At 48.0% G+C, this 14351-nt stretch carries 12 protein-coding genes and 2 tRNA genes; 9 read left to right on the top strand and 5 right to left on the bottom strand.

Annotated elements, in window-relative coordinates:
- The first annotated feature begins 28 nt into the window (after positions 1 to 28).
- A complete protein-coding gene (locus AC4BAP_RS18140) occupies positions 29 to 1417 on the top strand; it encodes a methyltransferase RsmF C-terminal domain-like protein (RefSeq protein WP_490584097.1) in 1389 nt (462 codons plus the stop codon).
- Positions 1418 to 2021: 604 nt separating this feature from the next.
- Here AC4BAP_RS18140 and AC4BAP_RS18145 read toward each other — a convergent pair.
- From AC4BAP_RS18145 to pdxH, 4 genes are all read right to left on the bottom strand, one after another.
- Complete coding sequence (locus AC4BAP_RS18145) at positions 2022 to 3206, bottom strand: class I SAM-dependent rRNA methyltransferase (protein ID WP_490584098.1); 1185 nt, start codon at positions 3204 to 3206, stop codon at positions 2022 to 2024.
- Positions 3207 to 3849: 643 nt separating this feature from the next.
- Positions 3850 to 4434: a Maf family nucleotide pyrophosphatase gene (locus AC4BAP_RS18150; protein WP_490584099.1), complete on the bottom strand. Its 585-nt coding sequence runs from the start codon at positions 4432 to 4434 to the stop codon at positions 3850 to 3852.
- Entirely contained in the window at positions 4400 to 5698 is a 1299-nt protein-coding gene (locus tag AC4BAP_RS18155) for a DUF1015 domain-containing protein (protein ID WP_490584100.1), read from the bottom strand. The genes AC4BAP_RS18150 and AC4BAP_RS18155 overlap by 35 nt, the downstream gene beginning before the upstream one ends.
- A 45-nt stretch (positions 5699 to 5743) precedes the next feature.
- On the bottom strand, positions 5744 to 6394 hold the full coding sequence (gene pdxH, locus AC4BAP_RS18160) for a pyridoxamine 5'-phosphate oxidase (protein WP_490584101.1): 651 nt from the start codon (positions 6392 to 6394) through the stop codon (positions 5744 to 5746).
- Positions 6395 to 6631: 237 nt separating this feature from the next.
- Here pdxH and AC4BAP_RS18165 point away from each other — a divergent pair, with 237 nt between their 5' ends.
- The 5 genes from AC4BAP_RS18165 to AC4BAP_RS18185 all read left to right on the top strand — a co-directional run bounded on the left by AC4BAP_RS18165 (position 6632) and on the right by AC4BAP_RS18185 (position 10987).
- Positions 6632 to 7201 (top strand): YqgE/AlgH family protein, encoded by a 570-nt coding sequence (locus tag AC4BAP_RS18165; protein ID WP_490584102.1) that lies wholly within the window; start codon positions 6632 to 6634, stop codon positions 7199 to 7201.
- Positions 7202 to 7234: 33 nt separating this feature from the next.
- Entirely contained in the window at positions 7235 to 9361 is a 2127-nt protein-coding gene (locus AC4BAP_RS18170) for a DUF349 domain-containing protein (protein WP_490584103.1), read from the top strand.
- 127 nt (positions 9362 to 9488) lie between these two features.
- Positions 9489 to 9561 (top strand) — tRNA-Thr (locus AC4BAP_RS18175).
- A 58-nt stretch (positions 9562 to 9619) separates the two neighbouring features.
- A tRNA-Thr gene (locus AC4BAP_RS18180) sits at positions 9620 to 9692 on the top strand.
- A gap of 128 nt (positions 9693 to 9820) precedes the next feature.
- Positions 9821 to 10987 (top strand): hypothetical protein, encoded by a 1167-nt coding sequence (locus tag AC4BAP_RS18185; protein WP_490584104.1) that lies wholly within the window; start codon positions 9821 to 9823, stop codon positions 10985 to 10987.
- On the opposite strand, the gene AC4BAP_RS18190 is transcribed toward AC4BAP_RS18185, so the two are convergent.
- Entirely contained in the window at positions 10984 to 12021 is a 1038-nt protein-coding gene (locus AC4BAP_RS18190) for an ion channel (protein WP_490584105.1), read from the bottom strand. The two genes, AC4BAP_RS18185 and AC4BAP_RS18190, sit on opposite strands and share 4 nt — an antisense overlap.
- Positions 12022 to 12156: 135 nt before the next feature.
- Here AC4BAP_RS18190 and AC4BAP_RS18195 point away from each other — a divergent pair, with 135 nt between their 5' ends.
- The 3 genes from AC4BAP_RS18195 to AC4BAP_RS18205 all read left to right on the top strand — a co-directional run bounded on the left by AC4BAP_RS18195 (position 12157) and on the right by AC4BAP_RS18205 (position 14348).
- Entirely contained in the window at positions 12157 to 13173 is a 1017-nt protein-coding gene (locus AC4BAP_RS18195; RefSeq protein ID WP_490584106.1) for a metal-dependent hydrolase, read from the top strand.
- 44 nt (positions 13174 to 13217) lie between these two features.
- On the top strand, positions 13218 to 13985 hold the full coding sequence (locus AC4BAP_RS18200; RefSeq protein ID WP_490584107.1) for an SDR family oxidoreductase: 768 nt from the start codon (positions 13218 to 13220) through the stop codon (positions 13983 to 13985).
- 123 nt (positions 13986 to 14108) lie between these two features.
- On the top strand, positions 14109 to 14348 hold the full coding sequence (locus tag AC4BAP_RS18205) for a hypothetical protein (protein ID WP_490584108.1): 240 nt from the start codon (positions 14109 to 14111) through the stop codon (positions 14346 to 14348).
- Positions 14349 to 14351: the final 3 nt, after the last annotated feature.

The raw sequence follows: 14351 nt of genomic DNA on the forward strand, positions 1-14351 counted from the left end.
GCGGATTAATTGCCGTACCTTTGTCTTCATGGAACTCCCGATCAGCTTTAAAGAACGCATGCAGCGCCTGCTTGCCAATGAGTACACAAACTTTGAGGAAGCGCTTAGCAAACCGGCACCTGTCAGTATCAGGGTAAACAGCAGTAAACTTGCAACGCAACCAAGCCTGCCCAAAGTACCCTGGGCAGAAAACGCTTACTATTTACCGGCAAGGCCACTTTTTACATTAGATCCCTTATTGCATGCCGGCTGCTATTACGTACAGGAAGCCAGTTCCATGTTCCTGGAGCAAGCCCTAAAACAAGCTTTAGATCTTTCGCAACCCATTCATGCATTGGACCTTTGTGGCGCACCCGGTGGTAAATCTACGCACATTGCCAGCCTGATATCGGAGGACAGCCTTCTGGTAGCCAATGAAGTTATTAAAAGCCGGGCCAACATTCTGGCTGAGAACATTGCCAAATGGGGGAGTGGTAATGTAATGGTAACCAGCAGCGACCCAAGCAATTTCTCAAGGTTGCCTGCTTTTTTTGATCTGATGGTGGTGGATGCGCCTTGCAGCGGTGAGGGCATGTTCCGGAAAGACCCGCAGGCGATAAATGAGTGGTCGGAGGAGAATGTGAAGCTGTGCGCACAACGCCAGCAACGCATACTGATGGATGTATGGGATGCCCTGAAGCCGGGAGGAGTTTTAGTATATAGCACCTGTACCTGGAACGAACAGGAGAATGAAGAAAATATTGCCTGGCTTGCAGAACAGGAAGATGCTGAAAGTATAAAGTTGCAGCTTGACCCTGACTGGGGTGTGGTAGCTACCCAACTAAACGGCGTGGAAGGATATCGCTTTTACCCGCACCGTATCTCAGGCGAGGGCTTTTTTATGGCTGTATTGCGCAAAACCGATGGGAGCGAGAGTCCTAAAAAGTCAGCGAAAAAGAAGAAGTACAAACTGCAACCGGCAGGTAAAAAAGAAAAGGCGCTGGTACAGGACTGGCTGCTGGATCCGGTAAAGTATGAGTGGTTGCAATATGGCGAAGTACTTTCTGCGTTGCCGGCTAACTTGTTTGAGGCTGCTGATGAAGTATACCAGCACCTGCATGTTATCTATGCCGGGATAGAAGTGGCCGAGGTTAAAGGCAAAAAGCTAAAGCCCATGCACGCACTGGCGCTGTCGCAGCACCTAAACCAGGAGGCATTTGTAAGTATAGACCTTGACCTGGATCAAGCCCTGCGCTACCTCCGAAAAGAAGACATCAGCCTGAATAGCAGTGGCAATGATTGGGTATTGCTGAAGTATAAAAACATGCCCCTGGGTTTCGCCAAACAAATAGGTAATCGGGTTAATAACTACTATCCCAAGGAATGGCGCATCCGGATGGAGTTGCCTTCTGAGTTGCCGGCTGGAAGTATAGTTTAAAGTTTCATAATCAAGTCACGCACTTTTTTACCTTTCTAACTAGCTACTGTTCTTCCTTAGAATAACTAGCAGTATTATTTCACCTTTGGCTTTGGTGCGCTCAAGGCCGCGTGGCCTCGCCTTCGGGCATCGCGCTGTCTATTGAAGCTGCTCCTCGCTCCGCTGCGGGCTGCCCTAGCGGGCACCGCAACAATAGAAGGCGCTCAACCCAAAGGCTGGGATTGACACTTCTTAGTTGGCAACTGTCGCAACTGGCAAGCAAGTATAAATAGTAGAGCAGAAAAACTCCCCGCCTTGGATAAGGAGGGGATAAAGGGGTGGTTTGATCCGGTACTGCGAGATTCCCCTCTTGCAGACTAGCCAAAACGAGAGTTTTGAGCTAGCGAGCGTAGCTCTCAGGGGTGTGTAATCATCTTTAGAAGATACCCGGCACTAATTAGGCCTACATTCACGAACTTAATTTGGGAGAGTGATGGTATCTAGTAATACGAACCTCCAAAGTATTAATCAAAAGAAAACCCGACACTAAGAGCTAGCATCGGGCTTTCCCGAATGATCAAGAAATCAATCTCAACCTATAAAATCATACTTAATCACCGGTCCATTACTCCACAAACAGCACAAGGCCTTTTAGGTATTCGCCTTCCGGGTGGAAAACAGAAATAGGGTGGTCGGCTGGCTGCGACAGGTGGTGCATGATCTTGATATTACGACCAGCCTCTATGGCTGCTGCCATAACCGTATTGTTGAACAGGTATTTGTCTACTACCTGCGAGCACGAGAACGTGAAAAGTATACCGCCTGGCTTTATCTTCTTCATAGCCTCGGCATTCAATCTTTTGTATCCCATTAACGCATTGTGGCGCACATTTTTACTCTTGGCAAAAGCAGGAGGGTCCAGCACGATCACATCGTAGCGGTCTTCCTTGCCTTTCAGGAAATCAAAGGTATCAACGGCATAGGCTTCGTGGCGTTCAGGGGCCTGGCTTAACTCACCATTCTTAATGGTAAGCTCGATGGCTTTCTTAGACACATCCACAGAATGTACCTCTTTGGCACCGGCATTAAGCGCATAAACCGAGAAGCCACCTGTATAGCAAAATGTGTTCAGCACCGATTTGTCTTTCACGTAGCGACCGAGTAATTCACGGTTCTCACGCTGGTCTATAAAGAAGCCTGTTTTCTGGCCGCTTTCCCAATCAATAAAGAACTGGTTTTCGTTTTCCGTTACCACCACGCCACCTTTCGACTCGCCAAACAGGTAGCCGTTTACTGGATTAACCGCAGCTTTGGCCGGAAGCGACTCAGCACTTTTATCATACACTGCTACCAGGGTTTCTCCGTAAATTTCCTGCAACGCCTTAGACACATGCTCACGGATATTGTACATGCCAATGCTATGGGTTTGGACCACGGCTGTGTCTTTGTAAAAGTCCACGATCAGGCCGGGCACTCCGTCGCCTTCGGCATAAACCAACCGATATACGTCGGTGTGTGAGTTATCCACAAGGCCCAGCTTTTTGCGGTAATCGTAAGCTTGCTGTACCTTGCTTTCCCAGAAAGTATAATCCGGCTCTACCTGCTCAAAAGAGAAAATACGCACCGCGATGGATCCCGGCGCATAGTGGCCCATACCCAGAAACTCACGCTGGCTGGAGTATACTTCCACCACATCGCCCTCTTCGGGATTGCCGTCCATCTTACGGATGGCACCAGAGAAAACCCATGGATGAAAGCGCTTTAAAGAATGCTCCTTGCCCGGAGCCAGGTATAATTTTGTAAAAGACATTTTGATTGCTGATTGCTAATTGTTGATTGTTTATACCTCAGCAGTATATCGGAAGCATAAACAGCGTGCAAAGGTAGTTAATTCAAAGTCTAGTGTGAAGCTGTTTAGATGTTTTGCATAAAATAGCGTGAAACCGCCTTTGTTGGTGTCATTCCCCTACAATCAACAGCCATTATATTTATACTTGCTGGGGAGAATACGCAGGAAGAGTGGGTTGAGTGAGTTGTAATAACCCTAAACAAACTCTGTATTAACTAACTCAAGTTGCGATAAATGATAAACCTAGGAGGTGTAAACACACCCCTGAGAGCTACGCTCGCTAGCTCAAAACTCACGTTTTGGCTAGTCTGCAAGAGGGGAATCACATGCACGAGCAAAATTCCCCTCCTCGGAGCAGGGCCGTTTCATTCTATATTTTGCTGGCGCGGATCTGTGATCCGTGACTTGTTATACCGTTGGATTTGCAATCCAACTGGGCCAGCCTGTCCCGGGCGCAGTCACGGGAAGGCCCAGCCATAACCCGACACGAGCGAGGACGCTCGCGCCATAATCATGTAATTTACTATAATGAAACGGCCCTGCCCCTCGGAGGGATTAGGGGTGGGTTAATCGCGACTTGAGTTAAATAAACAATCAGCAATTATCAATCAACAATCAACACATTAAGCTCTGTCAGCTTCTGGTAAAGCTTCTGCACCGGCAGGCCTACCACGTTAAAGTATGAACCTTCGATACGCTCAATCCCGATCATGCCGATCCACTCCTGAATCCCATAGGCACCAGCTTTATCAAAAGGTTTGTAATGGTTAATATAAAAGTCTATCTCCGCTTGGGTAAGTTCTTTAAAGTATACTTTAGTGATGTCGTGGAAGACGGTCTTGCTCTCCTTCGTCATCAGACACACGCCTGTAATTACCTCATGCCAGGTGCCTGATAAAGCGCGTAGCATTTCAGCTGCTTCGTGATGGGTCTGTGGCTTGTTCAACACTCGGTCACCGAGGCAAACGATCGTGTCAGCCGTGATCAGTACTTCGTTCTGCAGATCATCCTTGTAAGCGTCGGCTTTGTGCGAGGCCAGGTATTCGGCAACTTCGGCTTTTTTTAAATGAGACGGAAATTCTTCGTGCACCTCCTTTACCCGGACCGAATAGTCCAGACCCAGGCCGGTCAGGAGTTCTTTTCTTCTCGGTGAGTTAGAGGCAAGCAGCAGGGGCCGTGATAAATTCATCTTCTTTGATTGAACTGAAAAGGAAACCACAAATTACTTTCGGGTAAAAGAACGTAGACTTCTGCGGCATAATGGCACCACTGTAGCACACGCGCTTTACCTGCTCCATTGATATTTCGTTGGTGATCAGGGCCAGTCGTGCCTCGCCTGTCTCAACCTTCCGGATGCAGGCCGTAAAGTTCCGCTCATAGCTAAGCCCCGGCAGGTTGCGCTGTGCCTCGCGGTAAACACCCAACACTTTCTCAAATACAAAATAGTGCATCACGGTCAGGTCAAGGTCTTTTACCTCATCCGGAAATTTCCAGGTAATTTGCTCGTGTACTTCCGGCTTCAGGCGCAGTTTATAGGCATTACCGCTCAAGTATAAACCAAAGGCCCATTTCTTACCCAGTATTACCTCGTTCAGTTCGTAAGGGTCTTCTTTGGGTGTGACCACAAAGTATGGCTCCAGCTTTTCCAGAAACTCCTCATCCGTCATATCAATATCCTTCAACACCCGGTGTGTTGGCAAAATGCGCAGGTCGTCATGCTCGGAGTTAGTGAGGTACATCATGTGGTAATTGTAAGCCTCAAAACCAGTGTGCTCCGGGTTCAGCGCCGTCATTTTCTTACGGTATTCCAAAGAGCCTTCGTAGCGGTGGTGTCCGTCGGCTAGCAAAATCTGGCGGTTTTGCAGCGTTTTCAGGAACAGCTCGATAATGGCATGGTCGTGGATCACGGCCAGCACATCGCGCACGCCTTGGTAGTCCTCAGTTTCGTAGATCGGTGATTTTATACTTTCATCCATAAAGGGTTCCAGTATAAACTCCGGGTCAGTGTACAAGCCATGTGTTGGACTTGTGTTCAGTTCGGTACGCTCCAGCAGGTCTATGCGGTCGTTTACGGCATCTGGTATGGTGTTTTCGTGGCGCAGCAGTACACCCTCGTTCCAGTCGTAGGCCTTTATGTTGCAGATAAAGCCTTTGCGGCAATACTCCTTATCGCTGCCCGGCAAACGGAAGTACTGGTAATACACATAGATACCCGGCAGCGGGTCCTGCACCAGCACATTGGTGTCTTTCCAGTCCTGCAACAGAACGGCGGCCTCTTCGGCAGGGGCGCTGCCACGCGGCACAGATAAATGTATGCTGTTGATATTGTTGCGGTATAGTACCTCGCGCTGTTTCGCTGAAACCACATCAAACAAGGGCGATGTTAGTTCGTCTATCTTATGGTCAAGTAATTCGTTGTAGCGCCAGGCTTTTAAGGGTAATATTTCAGCCATTTGTTTAGTATGGTAAAGGCTATCGTTAATATCAGTTTCTAAAAATCAGGGTGCCAGGCGATTGGTATGCCAAGAGCCGTTTTCTAATTCAAATAAAATCCGGTCGTGAAGACGGTTGGGTCTGCCTTGCCAGAACTCGATACGGGTTGGCTCCAGAATATAGCCACCCCAGTGCTCCGGGCGCGGCACAAGCTCCTGGTCTGCAAAGGCTGCCGTATACTTTGCGTCTGCCTCCTTTAACACTTCACGACCACTTATTACCTGGCTCTGAGGCGATGCCCAGGCACCGATCTGGCTACCTTTTGGCCGGCTATGAAAATAAGCATCCGAAACATCAGGGGCTACTTTCTGTACCTTGCCCTCAATGCGCACCTGGCGCTCCAGCCCGGACCAGAAAAAAGTTAGGCAGGCGTAAGGGTTCTGCTCCAGCTCATGCCCTTTGCGGCTGTTGTAATTTGTAAAAAACACAAAGCCCTGGTCATTCACCTCTTTCAGCAGCAATACACGCGCAGACGGTTTTCCATGCTCGTCCACAGTGGAAAGCACAAAGGCTGTGGCTTCCTCCACGGCGGCCGTTATTGCCTCCTCCAGCCATATCTTAAACTGATCGATCGGGTTAGAGGCTACAGAGTCCTCCGTGAGCTCCTGTTTGCAATAGTTTGTGCGGATATCGGCAATATTATGAGATAGGGCCATCGTTTTGCATTGTATTTTCCCAAAATTATAAAAATAATTTAGGCTATATAAATAATTAGCCGTTTACCTTTCGTGCTTCACGTCAATTTATCAAACAGCAAACACAGGTATAATTCTGGCAGCAGCAATACAATATTGCACTATTTGCGTAACTAAATATTAAACAACTCGCTTCAAAAGCTTTAAGTATACCCCAACTATGAAATAGCCCTTGAAGTATAAGGAAGAAAATATACAATGGAAGATACTAGTTTGATAAAACCTCAGAACGGCAGCCTCCTGATCTCAGAACCATTTCTGGGAGATCCGAACTTTGAGCGGAGTGTGGTGCTGTTGTGCAGCCATAACGAAGAAGAAGGGACATTCGGACTGGTTCTTAACCGCAAATCCAACCTGAAGTTATCGGATGTACTTGATCTTTACAACGACTCTTTTGATGCGGAATTGGGTATTGGCGGGCCCGTGCAGTATAACACCCTGCATTACATACACAAGCTGTCGGAACTGCCCCAGGCAGTGAAACTTGGCGAGAACCTGTATTGGGGCGGCGACTTCGAGATTCTGCGCACCATGATCGGTTCTGGTATTGTGTCAACATCGGATATAAAGTTTTTTTTAGGCTATTCCGGCTGGACACCAGGTCAGCTTCAGGAAGAAATAGATAAAAATGTTTGGATAGTTAATAACAATGCTGCAAATAAATTATTTAATTTGGAGGCAGATAAGCTGTGGCGAAGCGTTCTGAGGCAGATGGGAGGCAAGTATAAAGTGCTTTCCAACTACCCCGTAGACCCACGCTTAAATTAATTCGCTCTAACGTTATACTTATAGAAAGTAGCCATGACAACAGAAAATAGAAATGCTGACGCAACAGGTGCTGAGAAAAACAACACAAACCAAAGCGCTGAAAACCAGGCCAACGATAACCAGAACAAACCAATGGATATCGTAGAGCAGCGCTTGGCAGAGATCAATGCCCAAAAACAGGCGCAGCAGGATGACGAGCCGGAAGTGCCAAAGGAAGAACAGCCTGAAATAAAGCCTGACCTGAAAACAGCAGAGGAGTCTGACACATCTGAAAGTATAACGGAGACATTTGCAGAAGCCAATACAGACATTGTAGAAGAAGAAACAACAGAGCAGGCCACCGCTGAGCCAACTGCGGAAACTGAACCGGAGCAGAATACCAGTGCCGAACCTGCCAAAGCTGAACAGCAACCTGAAGCTGAAGAAGAGGAAGATGGTGAGGAAGACCATACCGACTACAGCCAATGGTCTATGGAGGATTTGCGCAAGGAACTGACTGCCATACTTAAGAGCAGCGACCCTAGCAAGCGCCACAAAACCATTAACGAGATGCAGAAGCAATACGACCTGAAATTTCAGGCCGAACGTGCCGAAGCGCTTGATAAGTTTAAAGAGGAGGGGGGAACCGAAGAAGATTTTGATTACCACACTTCTCCGGAGCACCAGAACCTGGACGCTTTGTTGGCAAACTACCGCGACTCGCGCCACAAGCAGCGCCAGAATGCAGAAGAGCAGCGTCAGCGTAACCTAGAGCGTAAGCAGGAACTGTTAAACCAGCTGCGAGCCTTAGTAGAGTCTGCCGAGACCAAAAGCAGCAACGACGAGGTTAAGAAGATACAGAACGAGTGGAAAAGTTTAGGACCTGTACCTGCCGGCAACGCACAGGAACTCTGGGACTCGTACCATGCACTACTGGATATTTTTTACAACAACCGCAGCATCTTTTATGAACTGAAGGAGCTTGACAGAAAACGTAACCTTGATGCCAAGCTGCACCTGATCGAAAGAGCAGAAGCACTGGCCTCTGAGCAATCCATCAACAAAGCCTTACAGGAACTGCGCCACCTGCACGAAGAGTGGAAGAACATTGGCCCGGTACCAAACGACCAGCGTGATCCGATCTGGGAAAGATTTATACAGGCCTCTGAGAAAGTGCATGAAAAGCGCCGTGCTTACCAGGAGAACCGCAAAGGCATTGAAATGGCTAACCTGGAAAAGAAACGTGCCATACTTGAGCGTTTGAAGGATTTTCCGGAATTTAATACAGACAGGATAAATGAGTGGCGCGACAAGACCGATGAGATTCAGAAGATAAAAGAAGAGTGGGATGCCGCCGGTCTTGTACCGAAAGAGTATGCCGAAGAAGTAAACAAAAACTTCTGGAGTAGCTACAAAGCATTTTTCCAGCACAAAAACCAATTCTTCAAGGGCCTGGATGAGCAGAAAATGCAAAACCTGCGCCTTAAAACAGAGCTCTGCGAAGAAGCTGAGACCCTGAAAGACAGCACCGACTGGAACAGCACCAAGGAAAAACTGATTCAGCTGCAGAAAAAATGGAAAACCATCGGCCGTGTGCCAGACAAGCATTCCGACAAGATATGGCAACGCTTCAGGGCTGCGTGCAACGAGTTCTTTGATCGCAAGCAGGCTAACGAAGACCAGAAAACGGCAGAGCAGGAAAAACTATCGGCTGAGAAAATGGAGCTGTGCGACAAGATTGCCAGCAAGCTGTCGCAGCCAACCGCTACCGGCTCTTTGGATGAGTTTGAGCAGTATAAGCAACAATGGGCAGAACTGGACAAGACTACCAAACGCACCAGTCCGAAGGCGGAGGACAAGTATATTGCCCTGATGGAGAAATACCTGGAGCGTGTACCGGAACTAAGCCTGGAAGAGCGCAGCGACATGCTGGTGAAGTTACAGGTGGAGCGCATGAAGCACAGCCCGGATGCAGGCCAGAAGCTGCACCAGCGCGAGAACACCATACGCCGTGAGATCTCTCAGCTGCAAAACGATATTCAGACACTGCGCACAAACATCGAGTTCTTTGCCCGTTCAAAGAACGCTGACAAGCTGCGTGAGGAGTATGAGGGCCGCATTGCGGATGCCCAAAAACGCATTGGCATGCTGCAGCACCAACTGAATGCATTCAGGTCGTAAAATTTTCAGGCTGAATTTCAATTTATTAGGAAAAGCGTTGCAAAATTTTCTGGCGAGTAGTTGCATCATTTAAATCTTCGCCATACTTTTGCAACGCTTTAACACACTAAAGCACATCAAAAAGTAAGCCTCCATAGCTCAGCTGGTAGAGCAACTGACTTGTAATCAGTAGGTCGTTGGTTCGATTCCGACTGGGGGCTCACTCCGAAAAGCACTAGTTTGTACTTCTGCTGCTTTTTCAGAAAACATAAAGTACAAGCCTCCATAGCTCAGCTGGTAGAGCAACTGACTTGTAATCAGTAGGTCGTTGGTTCGATTCCGACTGGGGGCTCTTAAAGAGCAAAGCCTTCAGATTTCTGAGGGCTTTTTTCATTTATACCCTTTCTGCCGCCACCTTGCGCAGATTATGTTTTATCAGGCTAAATGCTGTAACTTAGCATCCCGATACACCACAATGCTATGCAACTGATAGAGGTAAACACCCCCGAATTAGCTCAGGAATTTCTGATGGTGCAGGTAAAGCTGTACAAAAAAGACCCGAATTATATCCGCCCGTTAAACAAGGATGTGGAAGCTGTTTTTGACCCGAAAAAGAACAAGCTGCTCCGCGATAGTGAGGCAATCCGCTGGATACTGAAAGACGACAAGGGAAATACAATAGGGCGTGTGGCCGCTTTTATCAATAAGAAAACCGCCAGATCATTTGATCAGCCTACGGGTGGTATGGGTTTTTTTGATTGCATTAACGATCAGGAGGCTGCCAACATACTTTTTGATGCCTGCAAAAACTGGTTGCAGGAGCGTGGCATGGAAGCCATGGATGGTCCGATAAACTTTGGGGACCGCGACAGGTGGTGGGGCCTGCTGGTGGATGGTTTTACTGAGCCCAACTATTGCATGCATTACAATTACCCATACTACTGCCAGCTGTTCGAGAACTATGGCTTTGGCTTATACTTTAACCAGTACACTTACTACCGCAAAGTAGATGATCCGCTTCCGGAGAGCTGCAATCTAAAGGCGCAGCGCATACTTGCTGACCCTGGCTATACTTTCCGCCACATGGATAAGAAAGACCTTGCAAAGTATACCGAAGATTTCAGGACAGTGTACAACAAAGGCTGGGCCAAGCATGAAGGTGTAAAACCTATGAGCGAGGCACAGGCAGCCGGCATCATGAAAACACTCAAGCCAATTATTGATGAGCGCATCATGTGGTTTGCTTACTTTAACGATGAGCCTGTTGGTTTCTTTATTGCCATACCTGAGCTTAACAGACTGTTTAAGTATGTGAACGGAGAGATGAATCTATGGGGCAAGCTGAAGTTTGTATATCATAAATGGCGCGGCGCCTGCACTACCATGTACGGTATTGTGTTTGGCATAACCCCGGAGCACCAGAGCAAGGGCGTAGAAGCTGCCATGGTTGTGGAGGCAGGCAAAGTAGTACAGGATAACCCAAGTATGCCTTATGTGGATCTGCAGATGAACTGGATCGGCGACTTTAACCCGAAGATGATACACCTGGTTGAGCAGCTAGGCAGCCGCGTTTATAAGACCCACGCCACGTTCCGCTACCTCTTCGACAGAACAAAGGAGTTTAAACGCATGCCGATCATCCGCTAACTGAGCGGGGGCAGGTCCATCTTTGCTTTAAAAGGCGAATCTGCCTCTTCGTACCAGTCCCAGCAATCGTGCTCTATCATAGACCTAAGCAGTTTTCGCCTGTGGTCAAGTTGTTCGAGCTGGCCCTGTTCAGGCACATTTAGCGGAACCCCTTGTGCTCGCAAACGTCCTGTTTCCAGGGGTGGCGCTTTGGTCTCCTGCTCATTTTCAGCAACAATGTTCAGCGTTTGTAGAAACACAGTGATGGACTTGCGCAAGGGAAAAAGATACTGCTTGCCCGGTTTAGCATCATCCGGCAAGTATAAAAGCATGATCGACAGGGCCTCATCCAGTACGGCAAGCGTGGGTACCAGGGCAGTTGCCTTGTCGCCGTGATGAAAGTAATGCAATACCGGGTAAGATAGATGCATTTGCCCCTGCAGTGAGATGGCCTCAGTCAGTGCGTCAAACTTATCCTCCAGGCGCTTACAGTCCTTTCCGTTCCAGTAGTTCAGAATAATACCTTCGGCTGTTTCGCCTAGTGCCCTGATGCGTATGCACAGTGCCCTGCGCTCTGTTACCGCCGAAATAACAGGCACCATGTACGATATAGCTATCGTGATAAGGGTTAGCCCGGTAAATGAGATAACCGCAGCGTATATACGCCAGCCGTCGCTGCCGCCTTTAAAGTCACCGTTTCCCATCGTGGATAGCATGTAACCTGTGTAGTAAACCCGCTGCAGGTCGTTGGCTTCTACGTTTGTGGTAGAGTCCACCACGGCTTTCTTATCAGCTAACATAACCATGTAGTGCCCTGCCCACAGCAACAATAGCCAGCAAAGCAGCGTGGCACACACTATGATCGGCCCGGTGCCGCGCAGGATCAAACGCCTCCCGGTAATTTTGTACAGCGTCCTGAGCGTGTGCCATACTACAGTAGTCACAAATCCGGTGATAAAGCCGGCCCCTCTTGGTGCAAAGGTTGTGTAAATGAGGTCGTAGGCTGTAAACAGGGCAACGGCAATACCTGCAAAAAAGAATAAATATGAATCCATAGGCACATTTGGGTCTGTAAAAAATGTTGCAAAACATCAGAACTTTATACTTTTGTGTACCTTAACTTGTTACTAAGGATGCTGCCAAGCGATTAGCAGCATACACCTGACAGTAGAAAAGAGCAGGTAACATACATGGATTCATTAACGCAAATTGTACTGGGCGCCTCGGTTGGGGAGGTTGTCGCCGGAAAAAAACTCGGTAACAAGGCTTTGTTGTGGGGTGCCATCGCAGGCACCATACCAGACCTGGATGTGCTGGCCAACCCCTGGCTGGACATGGTGCAACAGCTTAGTTTTCATAGGTCTGTAACGCACTCCTTTCTGTTTGCGCTAGTGATATCGCCTATACTTGGGTGGCTGCTGCACAAGTTGTATAAAAAGCAAAATGCAGGTTTCTGGCAATGGACCATGCTTTTTTCCCTGGGTTTTACCACGCACGCCCTCCTGGATGCCTGTACTACCTGGGGCACGCAACTGTTCTGGCCATTCAGTAATTATGGCGTCGCCTTCTACAACATCTTTGTGATAGATCCGCTGTACACCCTGCCTTTTCTTGGATTTACGCTTGCAGCAGCGTTTTACAAGCGCCATAAGCCCACACGCAGGTGGCTAAACTATACCGGACTTGTGCTCAGCACATCGTACCTGGCCCTCACATTTATGTTTAAAGCGCAAGCCAACCGGGTATTTGAGGAAAACCTGCAGTCAGAAAGTATAAACTACCAGGCATACATCAGCAAACCCACTCCTTTAAACACCATTTTCTGGTCTGTTACAGCCAAGTCAAGTGATGGTTTTTACAATGGCTTTTACTCGCTCCTGGATAAGGACAATAAGGTTGCGTACGAGTTTGAGCCACAGCAGAAACACCTGCTGGAGCCATACTTGGGCAACTCTAAAGTGGAGCGTTTGCTTGAGATAACAAAAGGGTATTACACCGTTGAGCAAGCCCCTGATAAGGGTATTTACATTAACGACCTCCGGTTTGGTAAATTTGATGGCTGGCGCGAGAATGGCGGCGGCTACGTGTTTGTGTATCATCTCTGGAAAAATGATACAGGCGAGATACAATTTGAAGAGATAAACAACAGACCTGATATCGGCAAAAAATACCTGAACTCGTATTGGGAAAGAATTAAAGGGAAGTAGCCGGCAAGTATAGCGCAAGCCGATACAACCACAAAGTATAATTTATGGATAAGAACAGATGGCTGCTGACAGGCAAAAAGGCAGTAGTAACGGGTGGCTCTAAGGGAATCGGAGAAGCCATAGTGGCAGAATTTATTTCGCTGGGGGCAGAAGTGCTTGCCGTGGCACGCAAACCCGAAGACCTTGAAAAACTGCACGAACAACACCCGTCGGGATTGTATACGCTTGTGGCGGATGTAAGCACGGAACAAGGCCGGGCAGAAGTACAGCAGACCGTGCAAAAACTCTGGGCTGAACTGGATATACTAGTAAACAACGTGGGTACCAACATTCGCAAGCCAACCGCTGACTATACTGCAGAGGAGTATGATTTTGTGATGAACACCAACCTGCGCTCCGCCTTTGAACTGAACCGCATGCTATACCCTGAACTGAAGAAAAGCAGCCAGGCAAATATCATCCATGTAACCTCAGTGGCCGGACTTACGCACGTGCGCACAGGCAGCATTTATGGCATGACAAAAGCTGCCCTAACGCAACTTACCAAAAACCTGGCTGCAGAGTGGGCTGTGGATGGCATAAGGGTAAATGCGGTGGCGCCCTGGTACATTAGCACACCACTGGCTCAAACAGTGCTCAAAAATAAGGATTACGCCGATGCCGTTATCAGCAGGACACCTATGCAGCAGATCGGAAAACCGGAGGATGTGGCCGGTGCCGTAGCCTTTTTGTGCATGCCTGCAGCTGCTTACATTACAGGTCAGACACTGGCAGTTGACGGAGGTTTCACCATAAATGGTTTTCAGCCTTAATTTATACTTCGCAAGGCGAAAGAGTAGGGCTAAAAGGTGTTTTTTTAAGCAAAAATGCTTACTTTTGTATGATATGGATATAAAGCGTTCGTTATCTATAAAACGCTTTCAAACCCTTACAACATGGCAACATCCAAACTGCTTCTTTTTATTGGCATTGCTTTCTTACTCTCATTTTTAACTTCCTGTAAAACATGCCCGATTTACTCGTGCCACGTGCGCATGGTGCATGGCCACGGCGAGGAAGAGTTCAGAGGTCAGCCACTTTGGAAAAAGCAGAACCCCAAAATAGGAGAGAAGCTGCCTAAGGCTTCAAAGGAAGAAGCACCCAAAAAATCAAACAAAAGCAAAAATAAGAATTAAGCT

The organism is Pontibacter sp. GD7 (assembly GCF_058216375.1).

Excerpts from the sequence above, each read along its gene's own strand:
- AC4BAP_RS18140 (WP_490584097.1), top strand. The coding sequence starts at position 29 with ATGGAACTCCCGATCAGCTTTAAAGAACGCATGCAGCGCCTGCTTGCC.
- AC4BAP_RS18145 (WP_490584098.1), bottom strand. The coding sequence starts at position 3,206 with ATGTCTTTTACAAAATTATACCTGGCTCCGGGCAAGGAGCATTCTTTA.
- AC4BAP_RS18150 (WP_490584099.1), bottom strand. The coding sequence starts at position 4,434 with ATGAATTTATCACGGCCCCTGCTGCTTGCCTCTAACTCACCGAGAAGA.
- AC4BAP_RS18155 (WP_490584100.1), bottom strand. The coding sequence starts at position 5,698 with ATGGCTGAAATATTACCCTTAAAAGCCTGGCGCTACAACGAATTACTT.
- pdxH (WP_490584101.1), bottom strand. The coding sequence starts at position 6,394 with ATGGCCCTATCTCATAATATTGCCGATATCCGCACAAACTATTGCAAA.
- AC4BAP_RS18165 (WP_490584102.1), top strand. The coding sequence starts at position 6,632 with ATGGAAGATACTAGTTTGATAAAACCTCAGAACGGCAGCCTCCTGATC.
- AC4BAP_RS18170 (WP_490584103.1), top strand. The coding sequence starts at position 7,235 with ATGACAACAGAAAATAGAAATGCTGACGCAACAGGTGCTGAGAAAAAC.
- AC4BAP_RS18185 (WP_490584104.1), top strand. The coding sequence starts at position 9,821 with ATGCAACTGATAGAGGTAAACACCCCCGAATTAGCTCAGGAATTTCTG.
- AC4BAP_RS18190 (WP_490584105.1), bottom strand. The coding sequence starts at position 12,021 with ATGGATTCATATTTATTCTTTTTTGCAGGTATTGCCGTTGCCCTGTTT.
- AC4BAP_RS18195 (WP_490584106.1), top strand. The coding sequence starts at position 12,157 with ATGGATTCATTAACGCAAATTGTACTGGGCGCCTCGGTTGGGGAGGTT.
- AC4BAP_RS18200 (WP_490584107.1), top strand. The coding sequence starts at position 13,218 with ATGGATAAGAACAGATGGCTGCTGACAGGCAAAAAGGCAGTAGTAACG.
- AC4BAP_RS18205 (WP_490584108.1), top strand. The coding sequence starts at position 14,109 with ATGGCAACATCCAAACTGCTTCTTTTTATTGGCATTGCTTTCTTACTC.